Source organism: Paenibacillus sp. WC2504 (assembly GCF_052682475.1).
On sequence record NZ_JBQZFH010000001.1, the window covers coordinates 5,123,521 to 5,136,723 of the forward strand.

17 protein-coding genes are annotated in these 13,203 nt (G+C 48.4%); 4 read left to right on the forward strand and 13 right to left on the reverse strand.

Annotated features, from left to right (window positions below):
- From ACUN27_RS23240 to lpdA, 4 genes are all read right to left on the reverse strand, one after another.
- Positions 1 to 1,365, reverse strand: coding sequence for a dihydrolipoamide acetyltransferase family protein (locus tag ACUN27_RS23240; RefSeq protein ID WP_326063828.1), 1,365 nt, complete (start codon positions 1,363 to 1,365; stop codon positions 1 to 3).
- Positions 1,366 to 1,432: 67 nt separating this feature from the next.
- Positions 1,433 to 2,413, reverse strand: coding sequence for an alpha-ketoacid dehydrogenase subunit beta (locus tag ACUN27_RS23245; protein WP_326063827.1), 981 nt, complete (start codon positions 2,411 to 2,413; stop codon positions 1,433 to 1,435).
- Positions 2,414 to 2,416: 3 nt separating this feature from the next.
- Positions 2,417 to 3,427: a thiamine pyrophosphate-dependent dehydrogenase E1 component subunit alpha gene (locus tag ACUN27_RS23250; RefSeq protein ID WP_127458221.1), complete on the reverse strand. Its 1,011-nt coding sequence runs from the start codon at positions 3,425 to 3,427 to the stop codon at positions 2,417 to 2,419.
- Between the two features lie 105 nt (positions 3,428 to 3,532).
- Entirely contained in the window at positions 3,533 to 4,957 is a 1,425-nt protein-coding gene (gene lpdA / locus ACUN27_RS23255) for a dihydrolipoyl dehydrogenase (RefSeq protein WP_326063826.1), read from the reverse strand.
- Between the two features lie 168 nt (positions 4,958 to 5,125).
- Between lpdA and ACUN27_RS23260 the strand changes: the two genes are divergently transcribed.
- A complete protein-coding gene (locus tag ACUN27_RS23260) occupies positions 5,126 to 5,383 on the forward strand; it encodes a DUF2627 domain-containing protein (RefSeq protein ID WP_445559643.1) in 258 nt (85 codons plus the stop codon).
- Positions 5,384 to 5,400: 17 nt separating this feature from the next.
- Here the strand turns inward: ACUN27_RS23260 and ACUN27_RS23265 are convergent, their stop codons facing one another.
- Genes ACUN27_RS23265 through steA form a run of 3 tightly spaced genes read right to left on the reverse strand, consistent with a single transcriptional unit; the run spans position 5,401 to position 8,119 of the window.
- Positions 5,401 to 6,291 (reverse strand): hypothetical protein, encoded by an 891-nt coding sequence (locus ACUN27_RS23265; protein ID WP_326063824.1) that lies wholly within the window; start codon positions 6,289 to 6,291, stop codon positions 5,401 to 5,403.
- A complete protein-coding gene (locus tag ACUN27_RS23270; protein WP_326063823.1) occupies positions 6,261 to 6,992 on the reverse strand; it encodes a glycosyltransferase family 2 protein in 732 nt (243 codons plus the stop codon). The genes ACUN27_RS23265 and ACUN27_RS23270 overlap by 31 nt, the downstream gene beginning before the upstream one ends.
- Positions 6,989 to 8,119, reverse strand: a complete 1,131-nt coding sequence (gene steA / locus ACUN27_RS23275; RefSeq protein WP_445559644.1) for a putative cytokinetic ring protein SteA — start codon at positions 8,117 to 8,119, stop codon at positions 6,989 to 6,991. Before steA ends, ACUN27_RS23270 begins: the two co-directional genes overlap by 4 nt.
- Positions 8,120 to 8,270: 151 nt before the next feature.
- Here steA and ACUN27_RS23280 point away from each other — a divergent pair, with 151 nt between their 5' ends.
- A complete protein-coding gene (locus ACUN27_RS23280) occupies positions 8,271 to 8,456 on the forward strand; it encodes a hypothetical protein (protein WP_127449693.1) in 186 nt (61 codons plus the stop codon).
- A gap of 72 nt (positions 8,457 to 8,528) precedes the next feature.
- Here ACUN27_RS23280 and ACUN27_RS23285 read toward each other — a convergent pair whose 3' ends face one another.
- Positions 8,529 to 8,717 carry a hypothetical protein gene (locus ACUN27_RS23285; protein WP_315949160.1) on the reverse strand — a complete coding sequence of 63 codons (189 nt, stop codon included), beginning with the start codon at positions 8,715 to 8,717 and terminating at the stop codon, positions 8,529 to 8,531.
- A 116-nt stretch (positions 8,718 to 8,833) separates the two neighbouring features.
- Here ACUN27_RS23285 and ACUN27_RS23290 point away from each other — a divergent pair, with 116 nt between their 5' ends.
- Positions 8,834 to 9,067, forward strand: coding sequence for a hypothetical protein (locus ACUN27_RS23290; RefSeq protein ID WP_326063821.1), 234 nt, complete (start codon positions 8,834 to 8,836; stop codon positions 9,065 to 9,067).
- Here ACUN27_RS23290 and ACUN27_RS23295 read toward each other — a convergent pair.
- Positions 9,034 to 9,273, reverse strand: coding sequence for a hypothetical protein (locus ACUN27_RS23295; RefSeq protein WP_326063820.1), 240 nt, complete (start codon positions 9,271 to 9,273; stop codon positions 9,034 to 9,036). The genes ACUN27_RS23290 and ACUN27_RS23295 overlap by 34 nt on opposite strands.
- A 102-nt stretch (positions 9,274 to 9,375) precedes the next feature.
- Here ACUN27_RS23295 and ACUN27_RS23300 point away from each other — a divergent pair, with 102 nt between their 5' ends.
- Positions 9,376 to 9,642, forward strand: coding sequence for a hypothetical protein (locus ACUN27_RS23300; RefSeq protein ID WP_315949157.1), 267 nt, complete (start codon positions 9,376 to 9,378; stop codon positions 9,640 to 9,642).
- Between the two features lie 40 nt (positions 9,643 to 9,682).
- Here ACUN27_RS23300 and ACUN27_RS23305 read toward each other — a convergent pair whose 3' ends face one another.
- The 4 genes from ACUN27_RS23305 to ACUN27_RS23320 form a co-directional block, all read right to left on the reverse strand.
- The gene (locus ACUN27_RS23305; protein WP_445559645.1) at positions 9,683 to 11,092 is read right to left on the reverse strand and encodes a cobyrinate a,c-diamide synthase; all 1,410 of its coding nucleotides are present in this window, start codon (positions 11,090 to 11,092) and stop codon (positions 9,683 to 9,685) included.
- Positions 11,085 to 11,315: a hypothetical protein gene (locus tag ACUN27_RS23310; protein ID WP_326063818.1), complete on the reverse strand. Its 231-nt coding sequence runs from the start codon at positions 11,313 to 11,315 to the stop codon at positions 11,085 to 11,087. Before ACUN27_RS23310 ends, ACUN27_RS23305 begins: the two co-directional genes overlap by 8 nt.
- A gap of 116 nt (positions 11,316 to 11,431) precedes the next feature.
- The gene (locus tag ACUN27_RS23315) at positions 11,432 to 11,857 is read right to left on the reverse strand and encodes a hypothetical protein (protein WP_315949154.1); all 426 of its coding nucleotides are present in this window, start codon (positions 11,855 to 11,857) and stop codon (positions 11,432 to 11,434) included.
- Between the two features lie 90 nt (positions 11,858 to 11,947).
- Complete coding sequence (locus tag ACUN27_RS23320) at positions 11,948 to 13,042, reverse strand: MBL fold metallo-hydrolase (RefSeq protein ID WP_315949153.1); 1,095 nt, start codon at positions 13,040 to 13,042, stop codon at positions 11,948 to 11,950.
- Between the last annotated feature and the right edge of the window lie 161 nt (positions 13,043 to 13,203).

Below are 13,203 nucleotides of genomic sequence, written 5' to 3' on the forward strand. Positions count from 1 at the left end.
TTAATAAATTTTTGTATCGGCATTGTAACTTTCCAAATTTTCTTTGACTCTCTGCAGGAACCTACCGCAGATAACACCATCCAGAATGCGGTGATCAAGCGACAGACACAGGTTAACCATAGAGCGGACTGCGATCATATCTTGAATAACGACAGGCTTCTTCACAATCGATTCGAAGGTCACAATGGCTGCTTGCGGGTAGTTAATGATCGGATAAGACAGAATCGAACCGAAGGAGCCTGTGTTGTTTACAGTGAACGTCCCGCCAACCATATCATTCAGGGACAACTTGCCGGCACGCGTCTTCTTCGTCAATTCGTCGATTTCTCTAGCCAGTCCGGCGATATTCTTTTGATCCGCTTTCTTGATTACTGGCGTCATAACCGAATCTTCCGTCCCTACGGACAGAGAGATATTAATATCGCGTTTCACGATAATTTTATCTACAGCCCATACCGAGTTGATAATCGGGTAATCTTTAATCGCATTAACGACCGCCTTCATCATGAAAGCCAAATAGGTTAAGTTAATGCCCTCGCGGCGCATAAAGTCGTCCTTCACTTTATTCCGCAGAACGACGAGATTCGTCACATCCACTTCGATCATCGTCCATGCATGCGGAATTTCCGTCACACTTTGGCGCATGCGAGTAGCAATGGCATTACGAATTGGCGTTACATCGATGAAGTGCTCATTGCGCGAGTCGAGCGAATGTCCTTCCGCTTCAATTAGCGGCGTTTGCGGGTTCGCAGACAGATGGATGCCGGAGCTGCGCACCGGCAGATTGGCAGGCTGCGTCTCAACTTGCGGAGCCGGCGCACTGCTTGCTACAGGCGCTGCTTGCTGATTCGTCTGAACAGCCGCAGCTGCAGGAGCTGATTTGGAGCCGCCGCCCGCGACGAACTGCTCGATATCCTTGCGCGTGATTCTTCCCCCAAGCCCCGTCCCAGGAACGCGTGATAAATCAACGTTGTTCTCTTGGGCTAGACGCTGAACAGCCGGCGAGTAACGGCCGCGCATGCTTTGGTCGCTGCCTTCTTCCGGCACGAATACACTCGTGCTGCCAGCCAGTTCCGCAGCAGCAGCTGGGGAACCAGCCGCTGCTCCTGCCGACTCCTCGATCAAACAAATCGCCTCGCCGACAGCCGCAGTTTCACCGTCGCCGACAATAATTTTCACTAAGGTGCCTTCAATCGGTGAAGGCATTTCTGTATTTACTTTCTCTGTGAAAAGCTCACAGAGTACGTCATATTGCTCGATATAATCGCCTGGCTTTTTCAGCCATTTGCCGATTGTAGCCGAAACGAGGCTTTCCGCCAAATGCGGAACCGTTACCTCTGTGAGTCGACCGTTCGTTTGATTCATGGGTGTACCTCCTAAGTTCAGGAAATGATCAATGGCATAAAATCAGACCAAAGGAATTGTAAAGCGATTAAAACATGGCAAGCTGGCGCATAGCTTCCTTCAGCTTATCGCTATTGAGCAAGAAGAACTTCTCCATGGGAGGGTTGCTGCCCACAGCCGGTGCGTCCGGCCCGCAAAGTCGAGCGATCGGTGCATCAAGTTCAAACAACAGTTCTTCGGCGATGATGGCGGACACTTCGGCGCCAACGCCGCCTGTTTTGTTATCTTCATGCGTGATGAGCACCTTGCCTGTCTTTCTCACGGCTTCTAAGATCGCCTCTTTGTCCAAAGGCTGCAGCGTTCGCAAGTCCAGCACGTGGCAAGAAATACCTTCCTTCGCAAGCTCCTCAGCGGCTTGCAGCGCAAAATTCACGACCATCCCATAGGCGATGACCGTAATGTCCGTGCCTTGACGCTTCACGTCAGCTCTGCCGATCGGCACGATGTAGTCCTCTTCCGGCACATCAGCGGACAGCGCAAGATACGCCTTCTTGTGCTCGAAGAACAGCACGGGATCCGCATCACGGATCGCTGCCTTGAGCAATCCCTTCGCATCATACGGATTGGAAGGCGCAACGATTTTCAAACCGGGCGTGCCGAAGAAAACCGATTCCGGACATTGGGAATGGTACAAGGCGCCTGCGCCGGTCGCCCCGTAAGGCGCACGAATCACAATCGGGCAAGACCAGTCGTTATTGGAGCGATAGCGAATTTTCGCCGCTTCGCTTAGAATTTGATTTGTCGCAGGGAAGATGAAATCGGCGAATTGAATTTCGGCAATCGGCTTCATGCCGTACATAGCCGCACCGATCGCTACACCGACGATAGCGGATTCCGCCAGCGGTGTATCCAACACGCGATCTTCTCCAAACAGATCGCGAAGCCCTTTGGTGGTGTTCAAGACACCACCTTTGCCAACGTCTTCACCGAGGACGAAAACATTGTCGTCCCCTTGCATTTCCTCCTGCATCGCAGATCGGATAGCTTCCAAATAAGTAATGACTGCCATAAATTAGTGGTCATCTCCTTCTGCGTAAACGTGGCGAAGCGTATCTTCCGGCTTCGGATATGGAGCTTGATCCGCGTACTTCGTAGCTTCGTTAATCTCTTGCTTGAGTTCTTCCTGAAGCTCACGATCCTGCTCATCGCTCCATAGACCGCACTCCATTAAATATTCTTTGAACTTGACAATCCCGTCTTTTTGACGATTTTCCTCAACTTCCTCTTTCGTGCGATACAGCATATCATCATCGGAAGTGGAGTGCGGCATCAGACGATAGGACATCATTTCGATCAAGGTAGGACCTTCTCCGCGAGCTGCGCGATCTCTGGCTTCCTTGGTAACACGATACATTTCCAAAACATCGCTGCCGTCAACTTGAACGCCCGGGAAACCATACCCCAGTGCGCGATCTGAAATTTTCCCGGCTACTTGTTTATGTAGGGGGACCGAAATGGCGTATTGATTATTTTCACAAACAAAAATGACAGGCAGTTTATGTACCCCAGCAAAGTTACACCCTTCGTGGAAATCCCCCTGATTGCTGGAGCCTTCTCCGAAAGAGACGTAAGTAACCAAATCTTGCTTTTTCATTTTGGCGGCAAGCGCGATACCTGCAGCATGCGGGACTTGTGTCGTTACAGGAGAAGATGCTGTTACGATATGATTTTTCCGGTCACCAAAATGACCCGCCATCTGTCTGCCGCCGCTATTAACATCCTCTGCTTTACAGAATACAGCAAGCATAAGATCCTTCACGGTCATACCAACCGCAAGAACAAACGCATAATCACGATAATAAGGCAGGAAATAATCTTTCTTGGCTTCCATGGCGAAAGCCATCCCTACTTGACCTGCATATTGCCCCATTCCGGAAACATGGAAAGGAATTTTGCCCGCACGTTGAAGCATAAAAGCACGTTCATCATATTTAGCCGCAAGAGACATGACTCTATACATACGAATAACGACTTCGTCAGATAACCCTAATGTTCTATGCTTATAAAGCTGACCAATGGACATGGAGGTTGCCTCCTTAAAATAATTTAGATGCTATTCTTATTACCTGGTCCTAAGACTTGACTCTATAAGCTTATTATAAACGCAAATGCGTATGATTACAATTTTTTATCCGCTAATGGCAATTCCATCCACAGCAAGCATAGCCTCGCCTAAAGCTTCGGACAAAGTAGGATGCGGATGAATCGTTTGTCCGACTTCCCAAGGCGTCGCGTTCAGCACTTGAGCCAGAGCCGCTTCGGTAATGGAATTTGTAACCTGCGGTCCGATCATATGCACACCGAGAATGTCATTGGTCACACTGTCGGCAATCACTTTCACGAAGCCGTCGCTATCGCCGTAAACGAGCGCTTTCCCGATCCCTTTAAAGCTGAATTTGCCCACTTTTATTTGATGGCCAAGATCGATTGCTTGCTGCTCCGTATACCCTACACTGGCAATTTCAGGTCTCGTGTACGTACATTTTGGGACCAGATGCGCCTGAAGCTCGTGAGGTGTTTGTCCTGCAATATGTTCTGAAGCAAGAATCCCTTCATGTCCTGCCATATGCGCCAGCATTAACCCGCCAATCACATCGCCGACCGCATAAATGTGAGATTCCGTTGTTTGCATAAAATGATTTACACGAATGACGCCTTTGTCTACTTTAATATCCGTATTTTCAAGTCCGATGCCCTCAATATTGGCAGCTCGGCCAACAGAAACAAGCACTTTTTCGGCTTGCAGCTCGATCAACTCGCCTTGCTTGTCCGCTTGCAAAGTGACCGAACCTTCCGCAATCTTCACAGAGTCAGGCAGCACTTTTGCACCAGTCACCAAGTTAATGCCGCGCTTTTTGAACAAGCGCTCAAGCTCCTTGGAGATATCGCCGTCCTCCAGACTTACCAACCGTTTCTCATACTCGACGATTGTTACCTCAACACCGAAATCACGCAGCATGGAAGCCCACTCGACACCAATCACGCCGCCTCCAATGATGATGATCGACTTCGGAAGCTCATCCATCTTAAGCGCATCTTCACTTGTCATAATATGTGTGCCGTCAATCTCAAGTCCTGGCAAGCTGCGAGGTTTGGAGCCGGTCGCGATCACCAAATTGCTCGAAAGCAGTGTTTCGATATCGCCGTCTTCCTTCTCAACCGATACAGCTCCACTGCGTGGCGAGAAAATGGAAGGACCGATGATGCGTCCATTTCCGTAATGAACGGTAATTTTATTTTTCTTCATCAGGAATTGCAGCCCTTGGTGCAGTTGATCAACGATACGCTGCTTGCGCGCAAGCACATTCCCGAACTTGAGTTCAAGGGAACCTGCGGTGATCCCGTATTCCTCACTCTTTTTCATTGTTGCATACACTTCGGCACTGCGAAGCAGAGCTTTGCTTGGAATACAGCCTTGGTGCAAACAAGTGCCCCCTAGCTTCTCTCTTTCAACAACGGCCACGGTTTTCCCCAGCTGAGCAGCCCGGATAGCAGCCGTGTAACCGCCGATCCCGCCGCCTAGAACGACAACATCATATCTATGTTCACTCATTATATAATTCCTCCTATTGCACTCTGTACCATCATATGTATACGCTAGTCTCTACTATATTACCCTTTTTTGGATCGGAAATCATAGTCTTATTTGTGAATTAGACAGGCAAACCGTTTCAGAGTATGATGATAGAAATACCATGATACCTAGATGTAAGGAGCAGCTATGAAAGCACCATTTTACCGATTTATCGCCATTCTTCTACTCGTTATTCCCGGTTTGACAGCAACTTATGGATTTCTCTCCATGAAAGACGCTTTTTTCGCACAGTTCGACACGGACAGCCACATGCTGTGGGGGAAATTTATTCTAGGCCTTATTCTTTTTCTATTGGGTGTCGCTTTTATTGGCGGATGGACGTTCTTCCGCGACCGCAAACGCAATTATCTGGCTCCTAGGTTTAAAGCCAAACGACGCAAATAGACCGGACCCTCAATTTCTCAAGTCCGGCCTAGACGGTCTAGCCAATTTAAGAATCGGTTCCGCTCGATCAAAGCGGTAATGGAGCTCACTTCGGCCTGTTTATGCAGCAAGATGAGCACGATAACAATCAGACCTTGCATCTCCCAAGGAAGGGTCATGATGACGGTATATCCAAGCGTAAACCCAAGCAGGTTCGCTCCGGCGTCCCCCAGCATTCCCCTGCCCCGAACATCCATGCCATAGACCAAATAACCGCCTAGGCATACTGGCCATATAGGAAATATTAGACGGATGCTAGCGCCAGCCATCAATAAGGACACAATCACTACAGCCACTACACCTGTGAAAAAAAACTTCAGCGAACGCCCTGGACGTACATCAAGCAAGTTCAAAGCATTCGTCATCATCATAAGCAAAAGTATCTGTCCCCCTATCCACCAGATAGGGGTTTGCTCGTTTTCGGCCGACAATGCCAACCATCCCGCAGCCGTGGCGATACCTAGCGCCTTGACGGCTCCCATGGAGAATGTTTTCGTATCTTTCCAATATCGATAATGACCTTTTAAACCTTTCACGGCTTTGCTGCCGATTAAATCATCCGTCCAACCCAGCAGGAAAATGAGGCTAGCTGCAAAAACAAACACCTGATGGTTCGTTTCAACCGATTCCAACCTCGTCAATGGGTCTATCTGCCAATAGGCAATTACGCGATTGGTTAATTGTAGAATAAGCTCCTGCAGCCATAGAAGCAGCCACAGCAGCGCTCCCAACCCGCGCGGGACCACCTGGCCGACATAGTTAGTTTCAACTTGACTATGGCCCTCCAGGAACCTCAGAACATGCGGCAGCAGCCATCGCCCGGCCGCCGCAATCACAATCAGATCGAGGATCGATCCGATGAGTACCATAGCTGCTTTCTCTCCTTCCAGCGAGACAGCAGCGCCAGGCTGACCGCGGCAAATTGCTTGCCGCGATGCATGAACCCGTGCCAATCCCGCCCCGTTTCCCGATGCGTGATTGGCACGTCCAGCTCGACGATGCGCAGGCCGCGCCGCGCCGCATCGATGGTTAGCGCGACTTCCACGCCGAAGCCGCGCCGAAGTTCCCCAAGCTCCCGCAGCCGATCCGCGCGCACAGCGCGCTGTCCGGACAGGGGAGCTTCGGTCTCATAGCCGCTGAGTCGGCGGATGCCGCGGCGGGCCAAGCCCTTCACCAAGCCGAAGCCGGCTTTAGTGTGTGGCGGCGGCAGCTTCGCGATCGCCATGTCCGCTTCGTGCCGAAGCAGCGGCTCGATGAGAACGAGCGCCCGCCCGGCCGTAGCCCGCAGGTCGGCGTCCAGAAAGAGCAGCAGATCGCCTCTGGCTTGGGCGACGCCTGACTGCATGGCTGCCCCTTTCCCGCAGCGGCGTTTATGCTTAATCAGCTTGTCCGCCCACGGCCAAGCGGCTTCATACGTTTTATCGCAGCTGCCATCATCCACCACGATAATTTCAATTCTCATTCCCGGATTGTACATCAGATCCGCTTGATCCTGCAGATGCATAAGCGTATGTTCAATGCTTCCTTCCTCATTCCAAGCAGGAATGATAATGGATAAGTAAGGTTTCATCCTTCACCTCCGAGTTTCCATACGACATGGGCTACCCGCTTCACGATCCAATGCAATTGGAATAAACTCAATGCGATAAAAAATAGGGAAAGAAACAAAGTAGAACTAATCTCTTTCGTCCAACCACGAGACTTATATAAAATGCCTATGCTCTTGATGTCGACCAATCGCGCCCCGACTTTCATTCTGACCAGGAGCGTGCTCCCCATGCCCGCTCTCCCTTTTTCCAGAAAATCAATCATATGCGTGCGCGCGCCTATTGTGACTAACACTTCACACCTTTTCTCATAAGCAAACAACAGCGCCATATCCTCGCTTGTTCCAAAACATGGAAGCACATGGGCAGACAGCCCCAATGCTTCGATCCGCGAAAGCCCCGGAGCAGATCCATCTGCATAAGCATGAACAATGATTTCAGCGCCGCAGGATAGCGCCTTATCTGTCACGCTGTCCATATCGCCAACGATTAAATGAGGCAAGTAACCACACTCCAGAAGTGCATCCGCCCCGCCATCCACCCCGATTAGCACCGGTTTTACTTCAGCAATATAACCTTTTGCAGCAAGTAGATCCTTCTTGTATCCCTTTCCTCTAGAAACGATCAACACATGTTTATCTTCCAAGTCCGTTTGGATAGCAATCTGCGGCAGCGGCTCCATCACCGCATGCATTTCACGTTTGGCGTAGGTTAGCGTATTATCAATGAAATGCTCCATCAACTGGGTCGTCCGTTCATTCGCTTGCTGCTGCATACTAAGCCATTTTTCACGTGTAAAAGCGCTGCAAGGAATCACTTGATCCTCTAAAAGTATCCGATCCTCATAAATTGTAATTTCCGAATTTGTCTTGAAGGCTTGGAATTGAGCGGCATCTGCTTCCCAAATCGGGATTTGTTCTTGAAGCAGCATAAGAGGACCATGAGTCGGGTACCTGCCGCTCATCGTCAGCTCGCAATTAATGACAGCCTTGACTTTCTGATCGATAAGCTCTTGCGCGGCTACTTCATCGAGGTCACGATGCTGGAGCACGACGATGCGTCCAGGGGGTAAATCACGAAGCAATACTTTCGTGATCGCGCCTGCGCTAATTCTCCCCCTGCACTGCGGCAGCGGCTTAGAAGAAAACAATGACAGCGAGGACCAATTCAAAATAGACACCGACTTTCCTTTCGTCTATAGATACGTCTATTTTGCCCTCTGCCATGAAGTTCTATGTATAATATGCGCAGTTAATGGCAAGCATTGAGGTTATATTCTTGAGGAAAGGAGATGAACATCCATGGAGCTAAACATGAGTGCAGAGGAAGTGCTAGGCCATATTGTACAGCTTCACAGCACAGGAGAATCACTATCCAAGAAAAATGTGAAAAAGCTGCATCCTGATCTTATGAAAAACGCCCTGTATTACTACCCAAGCTGGGAACACGCCTTGCAAAAGACAGGAGTTGGCAATATCGTTCACTAAACATACATAGACGCACATAGTAAAGCTCCGAGAGGCGGATCGCATGCCAAACTCGGAGCTATTTTTTCATCGTTATTCCTCGATAACTTCCCATTCCACTTGAATCATGCGGTCAACCCAAGTCCGTATTTTGATTTCTATCGCGCTCTCTATTTCTTCCTCTGTCATTTCCCCTAGCTTATGTTCAGCGATTTCCAACACATCTTGCTTCACCATGTCGCCGGCCACAGCCAATTGAATACTGATACGCAATTCACTCACCCTCTTCGACTCACATCTATTTTCATTTTAAAAAAACTTTCCATTGCGACTGCTCCCATGAATATTTAGAATGAAGAAGTACTACAAATATTCCACAACGAAAAGAGGAAGATCTCATGTCCAAATCGCAAGCGCAAAAGCTGCGGCAGCGCCATTTACGAGAAGGTAAACTTGATCCAGCCATTCATCGTCTAAACTGGAACGGCGTGAATCCCGTTTCCAAAAAGACCCCAAGCCTGAAAGAATTGCAAGCCAAACAACTGCATAAACACAAATCAAGGAATTTGAACCATCATCATGGGGACGATTCCTTTTTTCATGTAATCGTAATGCCCTGTTCAGCTGCATAATGGATACATGCTTCTTTTTCATCAGGACGAAACGTATACTTGCAATCAAATCCATTAAAGAACAGCTTCCACTCCGTGACGACTCCCTCATCATCCACCGCCAATTCGGCTACATATAAAGAATCAGGCTCATCTTCGAACTGCAGTCCGATATGGAGCTGCATCTTGCCCTCCACGACTTCCTGCTCACAATAATCGATTATCACCAGCGTAAGGCCTCCTATTGAATAAAATCTTTTTTATTTATATAATATACTAACGCGCCCAAGCTAATAAAGATAAGGGCATGCTAGTAGGAGGAATTACTTATGGCTTATGATCCGCAAGTAGTAGACGCAACAATCGTTAGTGATAATAAAAAAAATGGTCTTTTCGAAGTGGTCGTTTCATTGAAAGACCGGAACAAATGCCGTTTATTCTTTGAAAGAGATTCCGAAACCGGAGTTGGCAGAGTGACCGATCTGAATAGATTGATGAAAGAACCTTGCCCGATCTGTCGCAAAGATTACCTTTGCAACTGCCTAGACCGTTACAAAGAATCCATTGCAGATCAAGCTTTAACTCTCATAAAATAATACCAGAAGCTAAAAATGGTTGGTCAGGTGGAAATCCTGATCAACCGTTTTGCTTTTTCTCACCTTGATATTGCTCGCAGGCACGGATCCATTTTTCAACAATTCCCGGATTCGAAGCGAAATGCAAATGTGTATAGCCGGCCACAAGGCTGTCTCTGGCATACCCATCTGTTCGAATTCCCATGCGCCCACTCGATTGAAAAGCACTCGGTATAACTGTTCCCTCCGCCGCTTCAAAGGTGGAATAGTGAAACTCATGTCCTCGTGCTTTTGCCCCGGATGAGAGTAAGAAGTTGGCTTCATTCGTACCTGTAATTTCACGGTAGCCTAATGCCGCTAACTTCTTTTGCATGGTTACCTTTCCAGGAACAATCCCTACCATGTTATAAGCATTTCCTGTCGTATCTACAATTTGCTCCGTTAAATACATGAAGCCACCGCATTCCGCCAAGGTTGGAAGCCCCTCCATAATGCGATTGCGAAAAGAGGTTTTTACTCGCTCGTCAGCTCCCAGACGCTCAGCAAATTCTTCTGGAAACCCGCCTCCGAGATATAAGCCATCCGCATCCAAGGGAACCTCCTCGCCTGCAAGAGGCGAGAAGAACACGCATTGAGCGCCTCCCTCCTCCAGCAGTTCGAGGTTCTCCGGGTAATAAAAATGAAATGCGGCATCCTTGGCTACCGCAATTTTTACACGCTTCCGCGAACCAGATTCTGCGCCGGGAAACAGCCGCGTTAGACTTTCAACCGGTTTTGCAGCTGCCACTCCAAGCAGTTGGTCCAAATTTACATAAGAGGCTACCTGATCAGCCAATTTGTCAAAAAAGGGTTGCAGCTCGCCTCTCTCGATCGAGGGGACAAGCCCTAGATGCCTTTCCGGGAGCTCAATGCTCGCATCACGCGGCATCCACCCAATAACAGGAATGCCGCATTCCTGCTCGATTGCTTGCTTCACCATCTTATAATGCGATTCACTTCCCGCACGATTGACAATGACTCCAACGATGTTGTCGCCTTGTCCAAACTGCTGAAAGCCTTTGACAATAGCCGCTGCACTTCTGGCCATGCTAGCAATATTCACAATGAGAACAACAGGAGCATCGAGGATTCGGCCAATATCAGCCGTACTTCCCTCGTCGGATGATGCATCTTTTCCATCAAACATCCCCATGACTCCTTCGATAACCGCAATATCGGAACCGTTGCTGCCGCGAACAAACAGTTCCTTAACCCCTTCGCTTCCTACCATCCATGAGTCCAAATTGCGGGAAGGTCTGCCTGTCACGGCTGTGTGATAGGTCGGATCAATATAGTCAGGACCGCATTTAAAACCTTGAACCGCTAGCCCGCGTTTTTGTAAAGCGGCCATGATGCCAATTGCTAGCGTGGTTTTGCCTACACCGCTACCCGTTCCTGCAATTACCATTCTAGGAGTCACGCCGTTATTCATAGATAGCCCGATAAAGCCCTTCTAGCAAACTTTGATAGCTGCTCGCTTCGTACGTTATTTCCGAGAACGACACATGAATGACTTTGTTGCTCGTTTTAACGATAAAAAAACTGTCTTCCGCCCGATCCGGGTCAATATAAGTAAAACATTCGAGCTGGCTGCTGCCTGTTTTTTGACGTAAAAATTCAGTCGCTTCCGCACTTGCATTCGCATATTTAGGCATGGTTGGGTTCCTCTCAAACTAATAAAGTAATGCTTCCTAGTATAACTTATTTGCTGAGGTAAAATCCAAAAAGAAAAGACCCGGTGAACCTACCCAAGTCTCTTTGAACATCATATTCATTTCAATGGCGCCTTTTTCCTCTTCAAAGCCAGATAGCCGCCTAACAGCGAGACCGGCACGATAGCGAAGAAGCCAATTAGCTCATACCATAATGGGATACCGTTATTGCTCAGCATCGAATCGAACCCGATAGCAGCCCCAATGACACCAATACATGCCGCATTAAAATATTCCGCACGTTTCGCCACCCTGGCAGCGACATACCCGCCAAGAAACGACCAGAAAAGGCCAATGACTAAAAACAACAGTAAAAGCATGACATTTGAATAAAATGTGCTGATATCCTGCTCGTTCACCGGGTTACTTCCAAAGTATAGGCTGCCAAATAACACAGTTGATACCAAAGTCCCCAAATTATCAACCGCAACGCCTAACAGCACGCCCAGGAAATGAAATTTTCTTTCACTTTTTTGCTCAACCATAAATTATTCTTCTCTCCTGATTACTTGTCTAGATCCTACCCATCATACCATGTGGAAGACCCGGTATCCAGTTTCTTACCAACTTGGCGACTAGCCCCGCATCTTCCACCAAGCAGTGATCGGTACTTCATCTGCATGAATACGAACCGTTTGGCCGATTTTCGGCGTCGCGATGCGGACGTGATTTTGATGTGCCGCCTTCACTGCCCGCTCCACCGGATCGAACCAATCATGCAGCGCTAGGGTGAAAGCCCCCCAGTGAATGGGAATGAGCAGCTTTCCTTTCACATCCATATGGGCTTGTACAGTTTCTTCAGGCAGCATATGAATATCAGCCCAGCGTTTATCGTATTGGCCACATTCCATCAGCGTAACATCGAAAGGGCCATACTTCCGGCCAATCGCTTCGAAATGAGGGGAATACCCGCTATCCCCGCTGAAAAATACGTTAGATTGCTCGCCTTTGATCACCCAGGAACACCAGAGTGTAGCCCCGCGGTCGGTCATGCTTCTTCCAGAAAAATGCGTCGCTGGCGTACATGCAAATGTCAGCCCATCGTAGGTGAATTCATCCCACCAGTCGTATTCCGCGATTTTTTCAGATGGCACACCCCACCGTTCCAAATGGCCTCCGACCCCGAGCGGAACCAGAAACTTATTTACTTTGTGTTTAATTTTCAGAATTGAACCGTAATCCAGGTGATCATAGTGATCATGTGATAACACGACAGCGTCAATGACGGGCAGTTCCGCAACTTCAAAAGGCAATCCGCCGCTGTATCTTCCTTTCCCAAACCAAGGAAACGGCGAAGGTGCCCGTCCAAACATAGGGTCAAGCAATAGAGCCTTGCCATCGATTGTGAGCAATGACGCCGAATGGCCGAACCAAGTAACTTTCGTTTCGGTATCCTTTTGGAGAAGTGGAGCATCCATAACCAAGGGTGTTGACGGTCGGCGATTAGGGGCGCTTTTGGTAAAGTCGCGCAAAATGCCCATGGTCGTCTTTAGGTTCATCTCCATCATCGTCGGAACAGGATTTTGAAATTTCCCTTGAACGAATTGGGGAGAGCGCGATAATTTCAGCGCTTTATCTTTGGAAGGCCGCCGTCCAAAAACCGGGTATCCATACATAAATAAGACAATGACAACAATAAGCACTACAACAATCGCTAATGTTAATAACAACTTCTTCGCAGCCTCCAAGCTTTACCTTACGGTGGTTAGTATGTTTTGACTTAGATGTATAACGTAAATTTGCAAAGTTTGGTTCCAAATTTTTTGCAATTCGGGACAAAAGCACAATCAGTCCTTTCGCCCAAACATTATTTGAAAATAGTCATAAGCTA

Excerpts from the sequence above, each read along its gene's own strand:
- ACUN27_RS23300 (WP_315949157.1), top strand. The coding sequence starts at position 9,376 with ATGGCTTATGATCCGCAAGTAGTAGACGCAACAATCGTTAGTGATAAT.
- lpdA (WP_326063826.1), bottom strand. The coding sequence starts at position 4,957 with ATGAGTGAACATAGATATGATGTTGTCGTTCTAGGCGGCGGGATCGGC.
- ACUN27_RS23245 (WP_326063827.1), bottom strand. The coding sequence starts at position 2,413 with ATGGCAGTCATTACTTATTTGGAAGCTATCCGATCTGCGATGCAGGAG.
- ACUN27_RS23305 (WP_445559645.1), bottom strand. The coding sequence starts at position 11,092 with ATGAATAACGGCGTGACTCCTAGAATGGTAATTGCAGGAACGGGTAGC.
- ACUN27_RS23250 (WP_127458221.1), bottom strand. The coding sequence starts at position 3,427 with ATGTCCATTGGTCAGCTTTATAAGCATAGAACATTAGGGTTATCTGAC.
- ACUN27_RS23240 (WP_326063828.1), bottom strand. The coding sequence starts at position 1,365 with ATGAATCAAACGAACGGTCGACTCACAGAGGTAACGGTTCCGCATTTG.
- ACUN27_RS23265 (WP_326063824.1), bottom strand. The coding sequence starts at position 6,291 with ATGGTACTCATCGGATCGATCCTCGATCTGATTGTGATTGCGGCGGCC.
- ACUN27_RS23270 (WP_326063823.1), bottom strand. The coding sequence starts at position 6,992 with ATGAAACCTTACTTATCCATTATCATTCCTGCTTGGAATGAGGAAGGA.
- ACUN27_RS23310 (WP_326063818.1), bottom strand. The coding sequence starts at position 11,315 with ATGCCTAAATATGCGAATGCAAGTGCGGAAGCGACTGAATTTTTACGT.
- ACUN27_RS23260 (WP_445559643.1), top strand. The coding sequence starts at position 5,126 with ATGAAAGCACCATTTTACCGATTTATCGCCATTCTTCTACTCGTTATT.
- ACUN27_RS23290 (WP_326063821.1), top strand. The coding sequence starts at position 8,834 with ATGTCCAAATCGCAAGCGCAAAAGCTGCGGCAGCGCCATTTACGAGAA.
- ACUN27_RS23315 (WP_315949154.1), bottom strand. The coding sequence starts at position 11,857 with ATGGTTGAGCAAAAAAGTGAAAGAAAATTTCATTTCCTGGGCGTGCTG.
- ACUN27_RS23280 (WP_127449693.1), top strand. The coding sequence starts at position 8,271 with ATGGAGCTAAACATGAGTGCAGAGGAAGTGCTAGGCCATATTGTACAG.